Genomic DNA, 13511 nt, shown 5'->3' with positions numbered 1-13511 from the left:
TAGAGCTGTGAGCACACCAGAGAATCCGGATCCGGTCGACACCACAACCCAGGACACCGCTGCGGCCATCGTCGCAGAGGCAGGGACTCCGCCGTCGGAGTCCCTGCGGGATGAGTACGAGCAACTGGCGGACCTTGTCCGCAAGTATCGGTATGCCTATTACCAGGAAGACTCGCCAACAGTCTCCGACGCCGAGTTTGATGAACTGTACCGCCGGCTGGAGGAACTGGAAGCACTCCACCCGGAGCTCGTGTCCAACGACTCGCCCACTCAGGAGGTTGGAGGCGAGGTCTCATCTGCCTTCGCGGCGGTGGAGCATCTGCAACGGATGTACAGCCTTGACGACGTCTTCTCCTTGGATGAGCTCGAAGCCTGGGTCCGCAAAGCTGAAGCGTCAGTGGCGAAGCTCGGCGATTCCGTCCCGCCCATCGCGTGGCTGACTGAACTGAAAATCGATGGCCTTGCCGTCAATCTGCTGTACAGGGACGGGAAACTGGTCCGTGCCGCAACCCGAGGCGACGGCACCACCGGTGAAGACATCACCCACAACGTTCTCACCATCAAGGAAATCCCACGGCAGCTCAGTGGTTCCGGCTACCCATCGGAAGTGGAGATCCGCGGCGAGGTGTTCATCCCTTCCAAGGCATTCCTTGAGTTCAATGAGTCCTTGGTGGCTGCCGGCAAGGCACCGCTTGCCAACCCCCGCAACGCCGCCGCTGGTTCGCTTCGCCAGAAGGATCCCGCGGAAACGGCCAAGCGGCCCCTCAGCATGTTTGTCCATGGCATCGGTGCCCGTGAAGGCTTGGATGCGAAGAGCCAATCGGAAACCTACAAGCTCCTCGAGGAATGGGGGCTCCCTGTCAGCCCATACCTCAAGGTGCTGGAGACCTTCGACGACGTCCTGAAGTTCATTGCCGACTACGGTGAGCGCAGGCATAAGCTCCTGCACGAGATTGACGGCATTGTGGTCAAGATTGATGACTTTGCCACTCAACGCGCCCTTGGGTACACGTCCCGCGTGCCCAGATGGGCTGCCGCGTACAAGTACCCGCCCGAGGAAGTCCACACGAAGCTCCTGGACATCGCCGTCAACGTGGGCCGCACCGGTCGCGTGACTCCCTTTGGCCTGATGGAACCCGTGAAGGTGGCCGGCTCCACGGTGGGCATGGCTACGCTGCACAACCAGGACGTGGTCAAGGCCAAGGGCGTGATGATCGGCGACATCGTGATTCTCCGCAAAGCAGGCGATGTCATCCCCGAGATCGTCGGACCCGTCCTTGCCTTGCGTGACAAGCAGGAACCGCCCGTCCGTGAATTCGTGATGCCCACCGAATGCCCGTCCTGTGGCACGCCGCTGGCTCCGGCCAAGGAAAGCGACGTGGACATTCGTTGCCCCAACGCCAAGTCCTGCCCCTCGCAGCTGCGGGAGCGCGTGTTCCACGTTGCCAGCAGGGGTGCTTTCGACATCGAAGCACTGGGCTGGGAAGCGGCTGTGGCACTGACCCAACCCGCAGAGCCGGAGACGCCGCCGCTCACCAGTGAGGCCCGCCTGTTCAGCCTGACGCGGGAAGATCTGGCGGATGTCCTGATCCGCAGGGAAAAGCGCTCCAAGGGTGTGGGCACGGGAGAGTATGAACTCGTTCCGTATTTCTATACCAAGGGAACGGCGAAGTCTCCGTCCAAACCGACCGCCACCACGGAAAAACTGTTCGCTGAGCTGGAGAAAGCCAAGCAGCAGCCACTGTGGCGAGTGCTGGTGGCGCTGTCCATCCGGCACGTTGGACCAACAGCCTCCCGCGCACTTGCCACCGCTTTCGGGAGCATGGACGCCATCCGCAACGCCACCGAAGAGCAAATGGCCCATGTTGACGGAGTTGGACCCACCATCGCCGTGGCGCTCAAGGAATGGTTCGCAGTGGACTGGCACAACGAGATCGTGGACAGCTGGGCCGCTGCCGGCGTGCGAATGGAGGACGAGCGGGATGCTTCGGTACCGCGGACCCTTGAGGGCCTCACAGTGGTAGTCACCGGCACGTTGCCCAACTTCAGCCGCGACGAAGCCAAGGAGGCCATCATCATCCGTGGCGGCAAGGCGTCCGGTTCCGTCTCCAAGAACACCAGTTACCTGGTGGCCGGTGAAAGCGCCGGCACCAAGCTGGACAAGGCTGAGCAACTGGGCGTACCAGTGCTGGACGAGGACGGCTTCCGCGAGCTCCTGGCCAACGGACCGGCACAGACCGGGACGGAAGCTGAAGCCGCAACGGATGAAGCTACCGTAGTGGATGAAACAGCAGCGGAAGCAGCCACCGAATGACGGACGCCGCCGAACTCCTTGTTGTCGCGAAACGTGCCGCGGCTGCGGGCGCTGCTGTGCTCGCCCAGCGGTCTGCCACCGGCACGGGTGGTGATGGTTTGGAAACCAGCAACAAGGGCGAGGCCGGCGACTGGGTCACGGCTTTCGACGTCGCGGCCGAGAATGCGGTCCGCGAAGCGATCATTGCCCAGCGGCCGCACGACGCCATCACGGGGGAGGAACACGGCACTACCCGGCCCGAACAGCCTTCCGGGTACCGCTGGTCCATCGATCCTTTGGACGGGACCACTAACTTCATCCGCAACATCGTCTATTACGCCACCTCCGTTGCGGTAGCGGACTCCGACGGCGTCTGGCAGGCGGGCGTCGTTCACGCACCGGCGTTGGGCCGCATCTATTCGGCAGCCCGCGGTCAGGGTGCATGGGTGGAAACAGGTGGAGAGAGGACGCGCCTGACGGGTCCCGTTCCCGGGCGGACGGGGCTTATCCTGGCCACCGGCTTCAGCTACGATCCCGCCACCCGGGCCAGCCAATCTGAAGGCCTCGCCGGGCTCATGGATGGATTTGCCGATGTCCGACGTCTCGGGTCGGCTGCGCTGGATCTCTGCCTGGTGGCAGACGGTACTTTCGACGCCTACGGGGAGCGGGGCCTCAACGAGCACGACTTTTCGGCAGGCGCGCTGATTGCGGAAGAGGCTGGTTGCTGGGTGCGCCGGCCGCGCTTGGAGAGCCCGCTGGATGGCGGTCCCACCACAGAGGACCGTTTGGCGGCGTGGATGTGCGCCGGGGCTTTGGAACTGTCCGGCAAATTCCCGTTGTGATCATCAACCAGTGATCAAAGCACTCGCCATCGCCAATTACCGTTCCATCCGGGATCTCGCCATCGAGTTGCATGGCCTGGATATCGTGACCGGGGCCAACGGCAGTGGTAAGTCTTCCCTCTACCGGGCGCTTCGGCTGCTCGCCGAATGTGCCGGGGGTGATTCGGGGAACGTGGTGGGCTCTCTGGCCAGGGATGGAGGCTTGGCGTCCACGCTGTGGGCCGGGCCGGAGTCCATCAGTGAGGCCATGCGCCGTGGCGAGGTACCTGTCCAGGGAACTGTTCGTCGGGAGTCCGTGAACCTGAAACTGGGGTACTCCGGCGACGACTTTGGATATTTGGTGGACCTTGGCATGCCGGTTTCCAGCGGGGCGGGTTTTGACCAGGAAACCGGCCGTTCCCGCCCTTCGGCGTTCAGCCTGGATCCTGAGATCAAACGGGAGCAGATCTTTTCCGGGCCCGTGGCACGGCCGGGTTCGTTGTTGGTGGACCGCAAGGGCAGCCTGGCCAAGCTGCGCGGACCAGACGGCGAATGGACAGAGTTGTCCCGGCGGCTGGACACGTTCCAGAGCATGCTGACTGAGGTTTCGGATCAGGACCGGGCACCCGAGGTGCTGCGGGTTCGGGACTCGGTTCGTTCATGGCGCTTCTACGATCACTTCCGCACAGATGCAGAGGCTCCCGCCCGCCAGGCGCAGCTTGGAACACGCACCCCGGTGTTGCACCACAGTGGCAAGGATCTCGCGGCCGCACTCCAAACGCTGCGCGAGGTGGGATTCGAGCGGCAGTTGGATGCCGCCGTCGATCACGCCTTTCCGGGAAGCCGGCTGGAGATCGCCGTCAGCGACGGCCGCTTCAGTGCGGAGTTGCGCCAGCCGGGCATGCTGCGGCCCATGAAGGCAGCCGAACTCTCGGACGGGACGCTGCGGTTCCTCTTGCTCACCGCGGCCTTGCTGACGCCGCGGCCCCCGGAGCTCATGGTCCTGAACGAACCTGAGACCAGCCTCCACGTCGACCTGATGCCGGCACTGGCCGGACTGATAGTCCAAGCCAGTGCCAACAGCCAGATGATCGTGGTGACCCACTCCGAGGCCTTGCTTAAGGCACTTCGCGAAAGCGGGGCCGCCCATGAGCATGAGCTCTACAAGGACCTCGGCGAGACCAGGATCAAGGGCCTGGGCGCGCTGGAAGGTCCGCTGTGGAGCTGGCCCAAGCGCTGATCGCGCCCTTCGCGGAGGTACTTACCGCAATGAACGACGACGCCGGGCCGGCTCCGTCAGCCACGCCGGTTCATAGCCCGCATCAGCGGTGTTGAGGGTGGTCCCTGGAGGAACGATCTGGTCGATCCTGTCCAGCACATCGGGTGACAGGGTGAGCTTGTCCGCCCCGAGGGCTGCTTCAAGGTGTTCCAGCGTGCGCGGTCCGATGATCGCAGAGGTCACCGCCGGGTGTTCGAGGACGAAGGCCAGCGCGAGGTGGATCAGCGACAGTCCTGCTTGATCGGCCAGCTCCGTCAGCTCGAGCACGGCCTTCGTTTTGAGGGCGTTCCCGGGCAGGTCCGGATCGTGCCGGGCTGGTTGGCGACCCGCGCGGCTAGACGGAAGGTGCGCGCCGTCGGCCTTGATCCGGCCGGACAACCAGCCTCCGGCGAGCGGGCTCCACGGAAGCACCCCGAGTCCGTGCTGCTGCGCCAGCGGCAGGACCTCCCGTTCTGCGCCACGAGCCAGGATGGAATACGGCGGCTGCTCCGTGACAGGCCGTTCCCGGTGGCGTTCTCGGGCAACGTACTGGGCCTCGACGATCTGGCCGGGAAGGAACGTAGACGTACCGATGTAACGAATCTTGCCCTGGCTGACGAGGTCGCTGAGCGCACCCAGTGTTTCGTCGATGTCCGTGTCGGGATCCGGCCGGTGCACCTGGTATAGGTCGATCCAGTCTGTCTGCAGCCTGCGGAGACTGTCCTCAACTTCGCGGATGATCCAGCGGCGCGAATTGCCGGCCTGGTTCACGTCGTCGCCGAGGCGTCCATGGACCTTGGTAGCCAGGACAACCTGATCGCGCCGACCCTTCAGTGCCTTGCCCACGATCTCCTCGGACTCGCCCTGAGAGTACACATCGGCGGTGTCCACCAGGTTGATGCCGGCGTCCAGCGCCCTGTGGATGATGCGGATGCTGTCGTCGTGGTCAGGGTTGCCGATGGCCCCGAACATCATGGTCCCCAACGTCAGCTGGCTGACCTTGACGCCGGTTCGCCCCAGGTTCCGGTACTCGGTCATTAGAACGCCGATCCGATGGACGTGAGCTGCTGTCCCTCGGAACCGGCGTAACGGTTCTCGGGACGGGCCAACCCGTAGTGTCCGCGGAGAGTGGACTCGGTGTATTCGGTACGGAACAGGCCGCGGTGCTGGAGGATCGGTACTACCTGGTCCACGAAGATCTCCAGGCCGGAGGGGAGGACCGGGGGCATGATGTTGAAGCCGTCGGCCGCGCCCGCGAAGAACCAGTCCTGGATGGCGTCCGCCACCTGCTCCGGCGTTCCGGAGAACGTGCGGTGGCCACGTCCACCGCCCAAGCGGCCGATCAGCTGCCGGACCGTGAGCTGCTCGCGACGAGCCAGTTCCACAATCAGCGTGTAGCGGCTCTTGGCACCCTCGATGTCGTCCTCGGAGGGAAGATCGGCGGGCAGTTGGCGGTCCAGAGGAAGGTCTTCGGGCTTCAAACGCAAGGTCTTGGCCAACTGCTCCCGGGCGTACTCCGGCTTGATAAGTTCGTCGAGTTCACGCTCAAGTTTCAGGGCTTCGGCCTCCGTGGAACCAATCACCGGGACGATGCCCGGGAGGATCTTGATGCCTTCAGGGTCGCGGCCCACAGCTGCGGTTCGTGCCTTGAGGTCTGAGTAGAAAGCTTGGGCGTCAGCCAATGTCTGGTGCGCGGTGAACACGGCTTCGGCGTACTGTGCAGCAAGCTTCTTGCCGTCCTCGGAGGACCCTGCCTGAACGATCAGTGGGTGGCCCTGCGGCGAGCGGGGAACATTGAGCGGGCCGCGCACACGGAAGTGCTTGCCCTCGTGTTCAATAGCCCGGATCTTGTTGTCGTCACCCCACACGCCCTCGGCTTTGTCCGCGAGCACGGCGTCGTCCTCCCAGCTGTCCCACAGCTTCTGGGCTACCTCGATGAACTCGGCTGCCCGCTCGTAACGGACAGCGTGTGCCGGCTGGTCATCCACGCCGAAGTTCCTCGCAGCGTCCGGTCCCGCCGTCGTGACGACGTTCCAACCAGCGCGGCCGCCGCTGACCCAGTCCACCGACGCGAAGCGGCGTGCCAGGTTGAAGGGGTCGTTGTAGGTAGTAGAAGCGGTGGCGATCAGGCCGATCTTCTGCGTTGCCGCGGCGATGGCTGTCAGCAGCACTGTAGGTTCCAGTTTGCCGGCAGGGCGGCGGCCCACCTCGCCGAACAGGACGGGGGAGTCCGCGAAGAAGATGGAGTCCAGCTTTCCTCGTTCAGCCGCCCGGGCCAGGTGCTGGTAGTGCTCAACCTTGGTGGAGGAGAGAGGATCGCTTTCGGGCAAGCGCCACGAGGCCTCGTGGTGGCCTGTGCTCATGAGGAAAGCGTTCAGGTGGAGCTTGCGCTGTGGTTCAGTCATGGGGTTTCTCCTTGGTTCGAATACGAGGGGGGTTAGGCAGCAGAATGGACGCCGAGGGCTTCGAGCAGTTCGCCCCTCAGCGCTGAATGGTCGACGGCGGTTCCAGCCTTGCGCTCAAGGGCTACACGGCCGCCTTGGAGGACGATGACGCGGTCGGCCAAGGTGATGGCCTCGTCGACGTCGTGGGTTACGAGCAGGACCGCCGGGCGGTGCGCGGCGACCAGGTCCTTAAGGAGTGCATGCATTTTCAACCGGGTGAGGGCATCCAGCGCACCGAAAGGTTCATCGGCCAACAGCAGCTTGGGCTCGCGCACCAGCGACCTCGCCAAGGCGACGCGCTGCTGTTCCCCGCCGGACAGTTCGTGTGGCCACGCCTTTCCGCGACCGGCGAGTCCCACTTCGGCGAGCGCGCGGCGGCCGCGGGCATCGGCGTCGTGATCCCTGAGTCCCAAGGTGACGTTGCCCAACACGGTGTCCCACGGCAGCAGGCGCGAGTCCTGGAACACCACGGACACCTGCTCCGGGACCTTCACCACTCCGCTGCCGCGGACGTCACCGTCCAGTCCGGCGAGGGCACGCAGCAGGGTGCTCTTGCCGCAGCCGCTGGGGCCGAGGAGGGCAACGAACTCGCCCGGTGCGATATCAAGGTCCACCCCGTTGAGTACGCCTTTCGGGCCGAAGCTGCGAATGAGGTTCCGGACGGATACTTCGTAGGAGGGGCCGGTCCGGAGGGTGCTTAGCCCGCCAGTGTGCGTTGCCACGACAATGCCTTTCGTTCCAGGAGCCGGACGGCTGCGTCGGAAACCAGTCCCAGGACGCCGTAGACCGCCAGGCCGAGGACGATGATGTTTGTTTGTCCGTAGGTGCGGGCGAGCTCCATCATGTAGCCGATGCCGCTGGTGGAGTTGATCTGTTCCACCACCACCAAGGACACCCAGGCGCCGGTGACGGCGAAACGAAGCCCCAGGAAGAATCCCGGCAACGCTCCCGGTAGTACTACGCGGCGAATGAACCCGGCCCGGCTCAGGCCCACCGTTTGCGCCAGTTCGACGTACCGCAGGTCGATGCCCCGCAAACCAGCATGGGTCTGGAGGTAGATGGGGACGAACACGCCCAAAGTGATGGTGAGGACCTTCATGGTTTCGTCGATGCCGAACCAGAGGATCAGCAGGGGGATCAGGGCGAGTCCGGGAATGGCCCGCTTGATCTGCACTGGACCGTCGATCAGCGACTCGCCTACGCGGCTCAGCCCGGAAAGGACCGCCAGTACGGCACCCACCACGATCCCGAAGAACAATCCCAAACCTGCACGCTGGGCCGAGATCGCCAGGTTCTCCTGGAGTCGGCCGTCTGCGATCAATTCGCCCGCCGTGGAGACCACGGTCCAAGGCTCGGACAGGATCCGGGGATCCAGCAGGCCCGTCGCCGAAGCAACCACCCACAATAGGATCAACGCGGCAGGACCCACCAAGCCCGCAAAGCGGCGACGCTTCCCGGGGCCCAGGCGGCGGCTCGCCGGGCGGACATCCGGCCTGCCGGTGAGGTTCGGATCGAGGTGAGGTTCGACGCCGGAACCCGGGTGAGTAGCGACGTCGCTTCTTGGCGGAGGTGCGGTTCCTGGCGGGGGAGCGGTGACCGTAGCCGTGCGCCGGGCAGCAGTGGTGGTCATGGCTACGCCCCCTTTCCAGCGGCCGCGTAAGCCGTGCCGCCGATGGCCTCAAAGCGGAGGTCGTACAGCTTGGCGGCATCCAGCTTGGGCTTCTGCTGTTCCTTGGCGAGGAGGTCGATGGTCTGCTGATGCCGGGCAATGGCCTCGGTCCAGGACGTGGGGAGGTCGCGCTCGCCGGCGGCATCGATCAGGTACTGGCCGTCCTCGGCGGAAAGCCCCTGGTTCTTGACGTAGTAGCCCTCAAGCCATTCCTTGGGGTGGTCCTGGATCCAGCGTTGGGCCTGTCCCCAGATTTCGACGTACTCGGCAAGCGCCGCAGCTTTTGCCGGATCGTCAAGCACCTTGGCCGGAGCGTACAGGTGGCCGGGATCGTCCCTGAGGCCGTGCCGCAGCGTTGTTCCGCCGTCGGCGCCGTACTTGGCCAGGTACCGCTTGATCTGGACGCCGCCCAAAGGCGCTGCGTCCACCTGCTTGCTGGACAGGGCTGTGGAGTAGGTGTCACCCGTGCTGGGTAGTTCCACGAGCTTCACGTCTTTTTGCTGCAGGCCGGCCTTTTCCAGGATGCGCAGCACCAGGGCCCCTTGCGCTTGGCCGGGGCTGTACGCGATCTTCTTGCCGCGAAGGCCCTGGAGGTCAGTGATGCCCGCACCGGGTGCCACACCCAGTTCGTACAACGGGTGGTTCACGGCATTCTGGCGGTAGACGCTGGCGATGATGCGGACCTCCAGCCCCGTCCACGTCGCGTGGATGGGAGGAATGTCCGCCACTGAACCTACATCCAGGGCGTTGGCCCGGAACGCTTCAGTAGTGGCAGGGCCGCCGGAGATGTTGGCGAACTTCACGGGGAAGCTGAGCTTCTTGTCCAGGCCGGAAAGTTCAAGGGCCACCTGCACGGATGGGTCGCCCACTACCAGCGTGGTGCCTTCCGGAACGGTGGTGGCTAGCGGGGCGGTGACCTGTGCCGCCTGCGTGGCTACGCCTCCGGCCGCTGCTGGTCCGCCGCAAGCGGTCAACAGGCCCAGGGCGGGAATGGCGAGAAGGGTGCCGAGGATTTGGCGGCGGTTCGGGGGTGTTGTGGGGAGTTTTTGGGCGCGGAGGGACGCGGAAAACATGCAAAGCCTTTCAGGTGCGGGAGGGGTCGCTGCTGCCCGGAGCCAAGGGCATCGACGGCGCAGCGGTACAGATCGCTAGTTCTGAAGGCAGGACGGACAGCAGGAGTGAGCTTGAGTTACGTGTGCTGGGACATCGGTCTTGGGCATCGGTTCCTCCTGTTCTGTGTGCACGAAGTTTTCACGGCCGGGCTTTGCCGTGTGGTAACTCAAGCACGCCCGCATTGCCCCGCGCCAGCGTTTCGACATCTACGCGCAACAGCACGAAACCGGGGTTCACCGCACGCAACGCGGCTCAATTCGACGCCACGGGAGGCAACACAAAAGCAGCCCAGAGGCACCCGCCTGAACAGCGCGGGCCAACCATTCGGCGTCGTGCGTTCCAGACGTGACTGATAGTTCCATCACGGAAAGGGGCCTTTGGCGCGGCGGGCGCCGCCAGCACGACTAGCATTGGTAGGTGCTTTCGCCGATTACCGTCCGTCCCGCCCTGCCCGAAGACTACGACGCCGTTGCCCGCATCACGCAGGACTCCTACGTCACCGCGGGGTACTACGGCGACGCTGATCACCCGTACCTGCAGAAGCTCCAGGACGTTGCCGGACGCGCGGAGCACGCTGAGATCCTGGTGGCGGAGCGCAACGGCGAGGTCATCGGGTCAGTGACGGCAGCCCCGGCAGGCGGCGGCTTTTCCGACATCGGCCTCGACGACGAACTGGAACTCCGTACCCTGGTGGTGGATCCGGCAGTTCAGCGATCCGGGGCGGGACGTGCCTTGGTGCAGGCTGTCATCGATCAAGCCAAGGCCATGGACGGAATCAACGCCGTGTCCCTGACCACTGGAGCCACGTGGGAAAGCGCCAACGCCCTCTACGCGCGGACAGGTTTTGACCGCGCCCCGCACCGTGACTGGTTTGTGCCCGGCACCGACATAAAGCTGTTCGTTTACCGGCTGGACCTCCCGCAGTCATAAAGTTTCCTTCGTAAACGCCGGTCACCGGATCGGGCGAAGCGACAGGAAAGGCGCGGCATGCGCAAGACATTCGGCACGGGTTCGGTCTGGGAGCAGACCCTTGGCTATTCCCGGGCAGTCCAGGTGGACAACACTCTTTTCATTTCCGCCACGGCCGCTTCAGGGCTCGTTGATGGCAAACAGGCGATCGTTGGCGACGACTTCTACTCGCAAACCAAGTACATCCTTGAGAAGCTCGGCGCTGTTTTGGAAGACGCCGGGTTCTCCTACGAGGACGTGGTTCAGTCCAAGCTGTACCTGACGGACATCAGCAAGTGGGAAGACGCCGGCCGCGCCCACGGTGAGGTCTTCGGCGAGATCCGCCCCACGCTTGCCCTGGTCCACGTCTTGCCGTTCCTCGATCCGCAGATGCTCGTGGAAATCGAGCTCGTGGCGCAAAAGTCCGCGTAGCGCACCCGCCTGAGTCGCATTAGTGGTTGTTCTGAGCGCTCAGAACAACCACTAATGCCAGTTACTTGGGTCAGGCGGGGATGCCGTAGCGGTGTTCCGGACGGCCCGTACTTCCGTAGCGGAGCTGGATCTCGACGGCGCCATCATCCGCGAGCGAGGACAGGTACCTTTGCGCCGTGGCCCGGGAAACGCCCACCCTCTCCGCAACCTCGGCAGCTGAGTACTGCTCCCCGGGAAGCAACGATTCCAGGACCGCAGCCTCTGTGGCGGAACGGGGCTTGGCTGACGGTGTGACATCGCCCGGAATCAGCGACCGTTTGGCGCGCTCAATGGTGGTTTGGTCAACGGCTGTCTGCTGCCCCAGGATCCGCCGATACCGCGCGTAGGACCGGAGTTGCTGGGACAGTGACTCAGCGGTGAACGGTTTCAGCATGTACCCAAGCGCGCCGCGCCGCAGGGCAACCCTGATGGACTGCGCGTCAGAGGCCGCTGTCAGCATGAGGGCGTCGACGTCCAGTTGACCCAACAGATCCAAACCGGAGCCGTCCGGGAGATACACGTCCAGCAGCACCAGATCCGGACGAAGGCTGTGAATCGCCTGCAGTGCCTGTGAAACCGACCCAGCCGGCGCCAAAGCCATGAAGCCGGCCACGGAATCCACATAGGCTGCATGGAGCCGTGCCACGTGGAAGTCGTCGTCCACGATCAACACCCGCAAATCCTCAGCCATTGCTGTCCTCCCTCAACGTTGAGTCGGCACCTGTGCCCGCATGCTCCGCGGAATCCATGACGCCGGGGATGGTCGCCATGAACACGGCGCCGGGACCGCCGCTGCTGCCGGGCTCCAGGACGCGGACATCGCCGCCACGCCGCCGCGCAAGCTGCCGCACCAGCGCCAGCCCCAAACCTTGTCCAGCCCCTGAGCGTACCGGTTGTTCCGACGTCGTAAATCCTTCGGCGAAAACCTCTTCCGGTTCCAGGCTCCCCAAACCGTCGCCGGAATCGCCCACCAGGATGTGCAGGGTCCCGCCGTTCTCAGTGGCGTCGTCCAGCAGTTCGACTTCCACCCATCGTTCCGCTGACGAGCCGGCAACGGCGGCACTCACCGCGTTGTCGATCAGGTTGCCGAGCACCGTGGTGACGTCTTGTGGATCGGCCACGTGCCCACGGACCAGTGTTTCGGGGCCGATGCGGAGGGCCACGCCGCGCTCCGAAGCCTCCACGCCTTTCGCGCCAACGAAGGCCTGCAGATACGTGTCCTGGAGCAATTCGGCCTGCTCCACGGGGAACTTCAGCGGACCAGTGGCCGAGATCCGGGCCAGGTATTCCTTGGCGGCGTGGTGTTGGCCGATGCTCATGAAACCGGCAATGGTGTGGAGTTGGTTGGCGAACTCGTGGCGCTGGGCGCGCAGGGCTGTGGACATGGTCCCCACGGCGTCGAGCTGGCGGGTGAGTTGCTGCAATTCCGTGCGATCCCGCAGCATGACCACCCAGCCAAGATCCTCTTGCCGATGCCAGGCTTTGCGAGCGCTGGCCACCAGAACGCGTCCGCCCGCCACGACTTCCACGGCCTCGGCGTCCCGGGCCGCAGGCTGCGTGAGCTGTTTGAGCTGTTCAGGGACGGCCGCCGATGCCCAGTCCTGGCCGGTGGCATCCGGCATGTCCAAGAGCCTTGCTGCGGCGGCGTTGAACACGGAGATCCGTCCGTCTGCGGCAACGCCGATCACACCATCATCCACGCCTTGGAGCACCGCCACTTGGTCGTGGACCAAGGTGCTGATCTCTTCCGGTTCCAAGCCGAGGGTGAGTCGTTGGAGCCTGCGACGGAGCAGGAAGGAGGCCAGGACGCCGGCAAGCAGCGAGCCGCCGGCGGTGAGTGCAATGGGCACAATGTCGCGGGCAAGGCTGTTGCTGAGGGACTCCACGGAATAGCCAACGCTGACCTCGCCCACGATTGTGGTGGAGTTCTCCGGAGCGTACACCGGCACCTTCGCCCCCGCCGATGGCCCCAACGTTCCCGTGTTGCGGGTGGTGATCTCTTGCCCGCCCAGCGCCACTGAAGGGTCTGTGCTGACGCGTTCACCCAGCCGCGCCGTCTCAGGGTGAGCCAGGCGCAGGCCGGTTTCGTCCGTAATCACCACGAACAGGGCCCCAGTCCGCACTCGCACAGCTTCGGCCGCCGCTTGAAGTGTTCCGGCGGCGAGGACATCCGGGGGAGGGGTTCCTTCTTCTTTGCTGATGGTTTGCACGCCGGACCTGATCTCGGGATCCGCGGCGACGGTCCTGGCAAGGGTGAGTGCTTGGTTTTCGGCTTCGGTGCCGATGCGTTCATAGACCAGCCACGCATGGACCGTCCCGCTGAGCAGGACCACCAGCAGGACAACCCCTAGCTGGAGGAGAAGGGTTTGGGTGGAGAAACGCATGCTGACCCGGCTGTTGCGCGGCACCTTCGCTCCTTTCCTCCTGATCCATTGAATCACTGAGCACAATGCGCAAAACGTTCGCAACGAGCAGTATTCCCAACAATTCCCCG

At 64.5% G+C, this 13511-nt stretch carries 12 protein-coding genes; 5 read left to right on the top strand and 7 right to left on the bottom strand.

The features are described 5' to 3' along the window. The first annotated feature begins 7 nt into the window (after positions 1-7). Genes ligA through AC1RJY_RS00445 form a run of 3 tightly spaced genes read left to right on the top strand, consistent with a single transcriptional unit; the run spans position 8 to position 4354 of the window. Positions 8-2314, top strand: a complete 2307-nt coding sequence (gene ligA / locus AC1RJY_RS00455) for an NAD-dependent DNA ligase LigA (RefSeq protein ID WP_498600898.1) — start codon at positions 8-10, stop codon at positions 2312-2314. Further along, positions 2311-3135 carry an inositol monophosphatase family protein gene (locus tag AC1RJY_RS00450; RefSeq protein WP_498600896.1) on the top strand — a complete coding sequence of 275 codons (825 nt, stop codon included), beginning with the start codon at positions 2311-2313 and terminating at the stop codon, positions 3133-3135. Before ligA ends, AC1RJY_RS00450 begins: the two co-directional genes overlap by 4 nt. Positions 3136-3145: 10 nt before the next feature. Continuing rightward, positions 3146-4354: an AAA family ATPase gene (locus tag AC1RJY_RS00445; protein ID WP_498600894.1), complete on the top strand. Its 1209-nt coding sequence runs from the start codon at positions 3146-3148 to the stop codon at positions 4352-4354. A 21-nt stretch (positions 4355-4375) separates the two neighbouring features. Here the strand turns inward: AC1RJY_RS00445 and AC1RJY_RS00440 are convergent, their stop codons facing one another. Genes AC1RJY_RS00440 through AC1RJY_RS00420 form a run of 5 tightly spaced genes read right to left on the bottom strand, consistent with a single transcriptional unit; the run spans position 4376 to position 9558 of the window. Continuing rightward, complete coding sequence (locus AC1RJY_RS00440; protein ID WP_014921192.1) at positions 4376-5410, bottom strand: aldo/keto reductase; 1035 nt, start codon at positions 5408-5410, stop codon at positions 4376-4378. Beyond that, the gene (locus tag AC1RJY_RS00435) at positions 5410-6777 is read right to left on the bottom strand and encodes an LLM class flavin-dependent oxidoreductase (protein ID WP_011774159.1); all 1368 of its coding nucleotides are present in this window, start codon (positions 6775-6777) and stop codon (positions 5410-5412) included. The genes AC1RJY_RS00440 and AC1RJY_RS00435 overlap by 1 nt, the downstream gene beginning before the upstream one ends. 32 nt (positions 6778-6809) lie before the next feature. Beyond that, the gene (locus AC1RJY_RS00430) at positions 6810-7538 is read right to left on the bottom strand and encodes an ABC transporter ATP-binding protein (RefSeq protein ID WP_498600892.1); all 729 of its coding nucleotides are present in this window, start codon (positions 7536-7538) and stop codon (positions 6810-6812) included. After that, on the bottom strand, positions 7514-8446 hold the full coding sequence (locus AC1RJY_RS00425; protein WP_011774161.1) for an ABC transporter permease: 933 nt from the start codon (positions 8444-8446) through the stop codon (positions 7514-7516). The genes AC1RJY_RS00430 and AC1RJY_RS00425 overlap by 25 nt, the downstream gene beginning before the upstream one ends. Positions 8447-8448: 2 nt before the next feature. Beyond that, a complete protein-coding gene (locus tag AC1RJY_RS00420; RefSeq protein WP_498600890.1) occupies positions 8449-9558 on the bottom strand; it encodes an ABC transporter substrate-binding protein in 1110 nt (369 codons plus the stop codon). Between the two features lie 457 nt (positions 9559-10015). Between AC1RJY_RS00420 and AC1RJY_RS00415 the strand changes: the two genes are divergently transcribed. Together AC1RJY_RS00415 and AC1RJY_RS00410 are read left to right on the top strand one after the other, a co-directional pair. Further along, complete coding sequence (locus tag AC1RJY_RS00415; protein ID WP_011774163.1) at positions 10016-10528, top strand: GNAT family N-acetyltransferase; 513 nt, start codon at positions 10016-10018, stop codon at positions 10526-10528. 57 nt (positions 10529-10585) lie between these two features. Beyond that, positions 10586-10978, top strand: coding sequence for a RidA family protein (locus AC1RJY_RS00410; RefSeq protein ID WP_011774164.1), 393 nt, complete (start codon positions 10586-10588; stop codon positions 10976-10978). 70 nt (positions 10979-11048) lie between these two features. On the opposite strand, the gene AC1RJY_RS00405 is transcribed toward AC1RJY_RS00410, so the two are convergent. Next, positions 11049-11708: a response regulator gene (locus tag AC1RJY_RS00405; RefSeq protein WP_011774165.1), complete on the bottom strand. Its 660-nt coding sequence runs from the start codon at positions 11706-11708 to the stop codon at positions 11049-11051. Then, a complete protein-coding gene (locus AC1RJY_RS00400) occupies positions 11701-13401 on the bottom strand; it encodes a sensor histidine kinase (protein ID WP_498601240.1) in 1701 nt (566 codons plus the stop codon). The genes AC1RJY_RS00405 and AC1RJY_RS00400 overlap by 8 nt, the downstream gene beginning before the upstream one ends. Positions 13402-13511: the final 110 nt, after the last annotated feature.

Source organism: Arthrobacter sp. GW822-FHT05G07, from assembly GCF_058799755.1.
The sequence above is the reverse complement of the archived record's forward strand: the minus strand, read 5'-3'. Positions and strand labels throughout refer to the sequence as shown.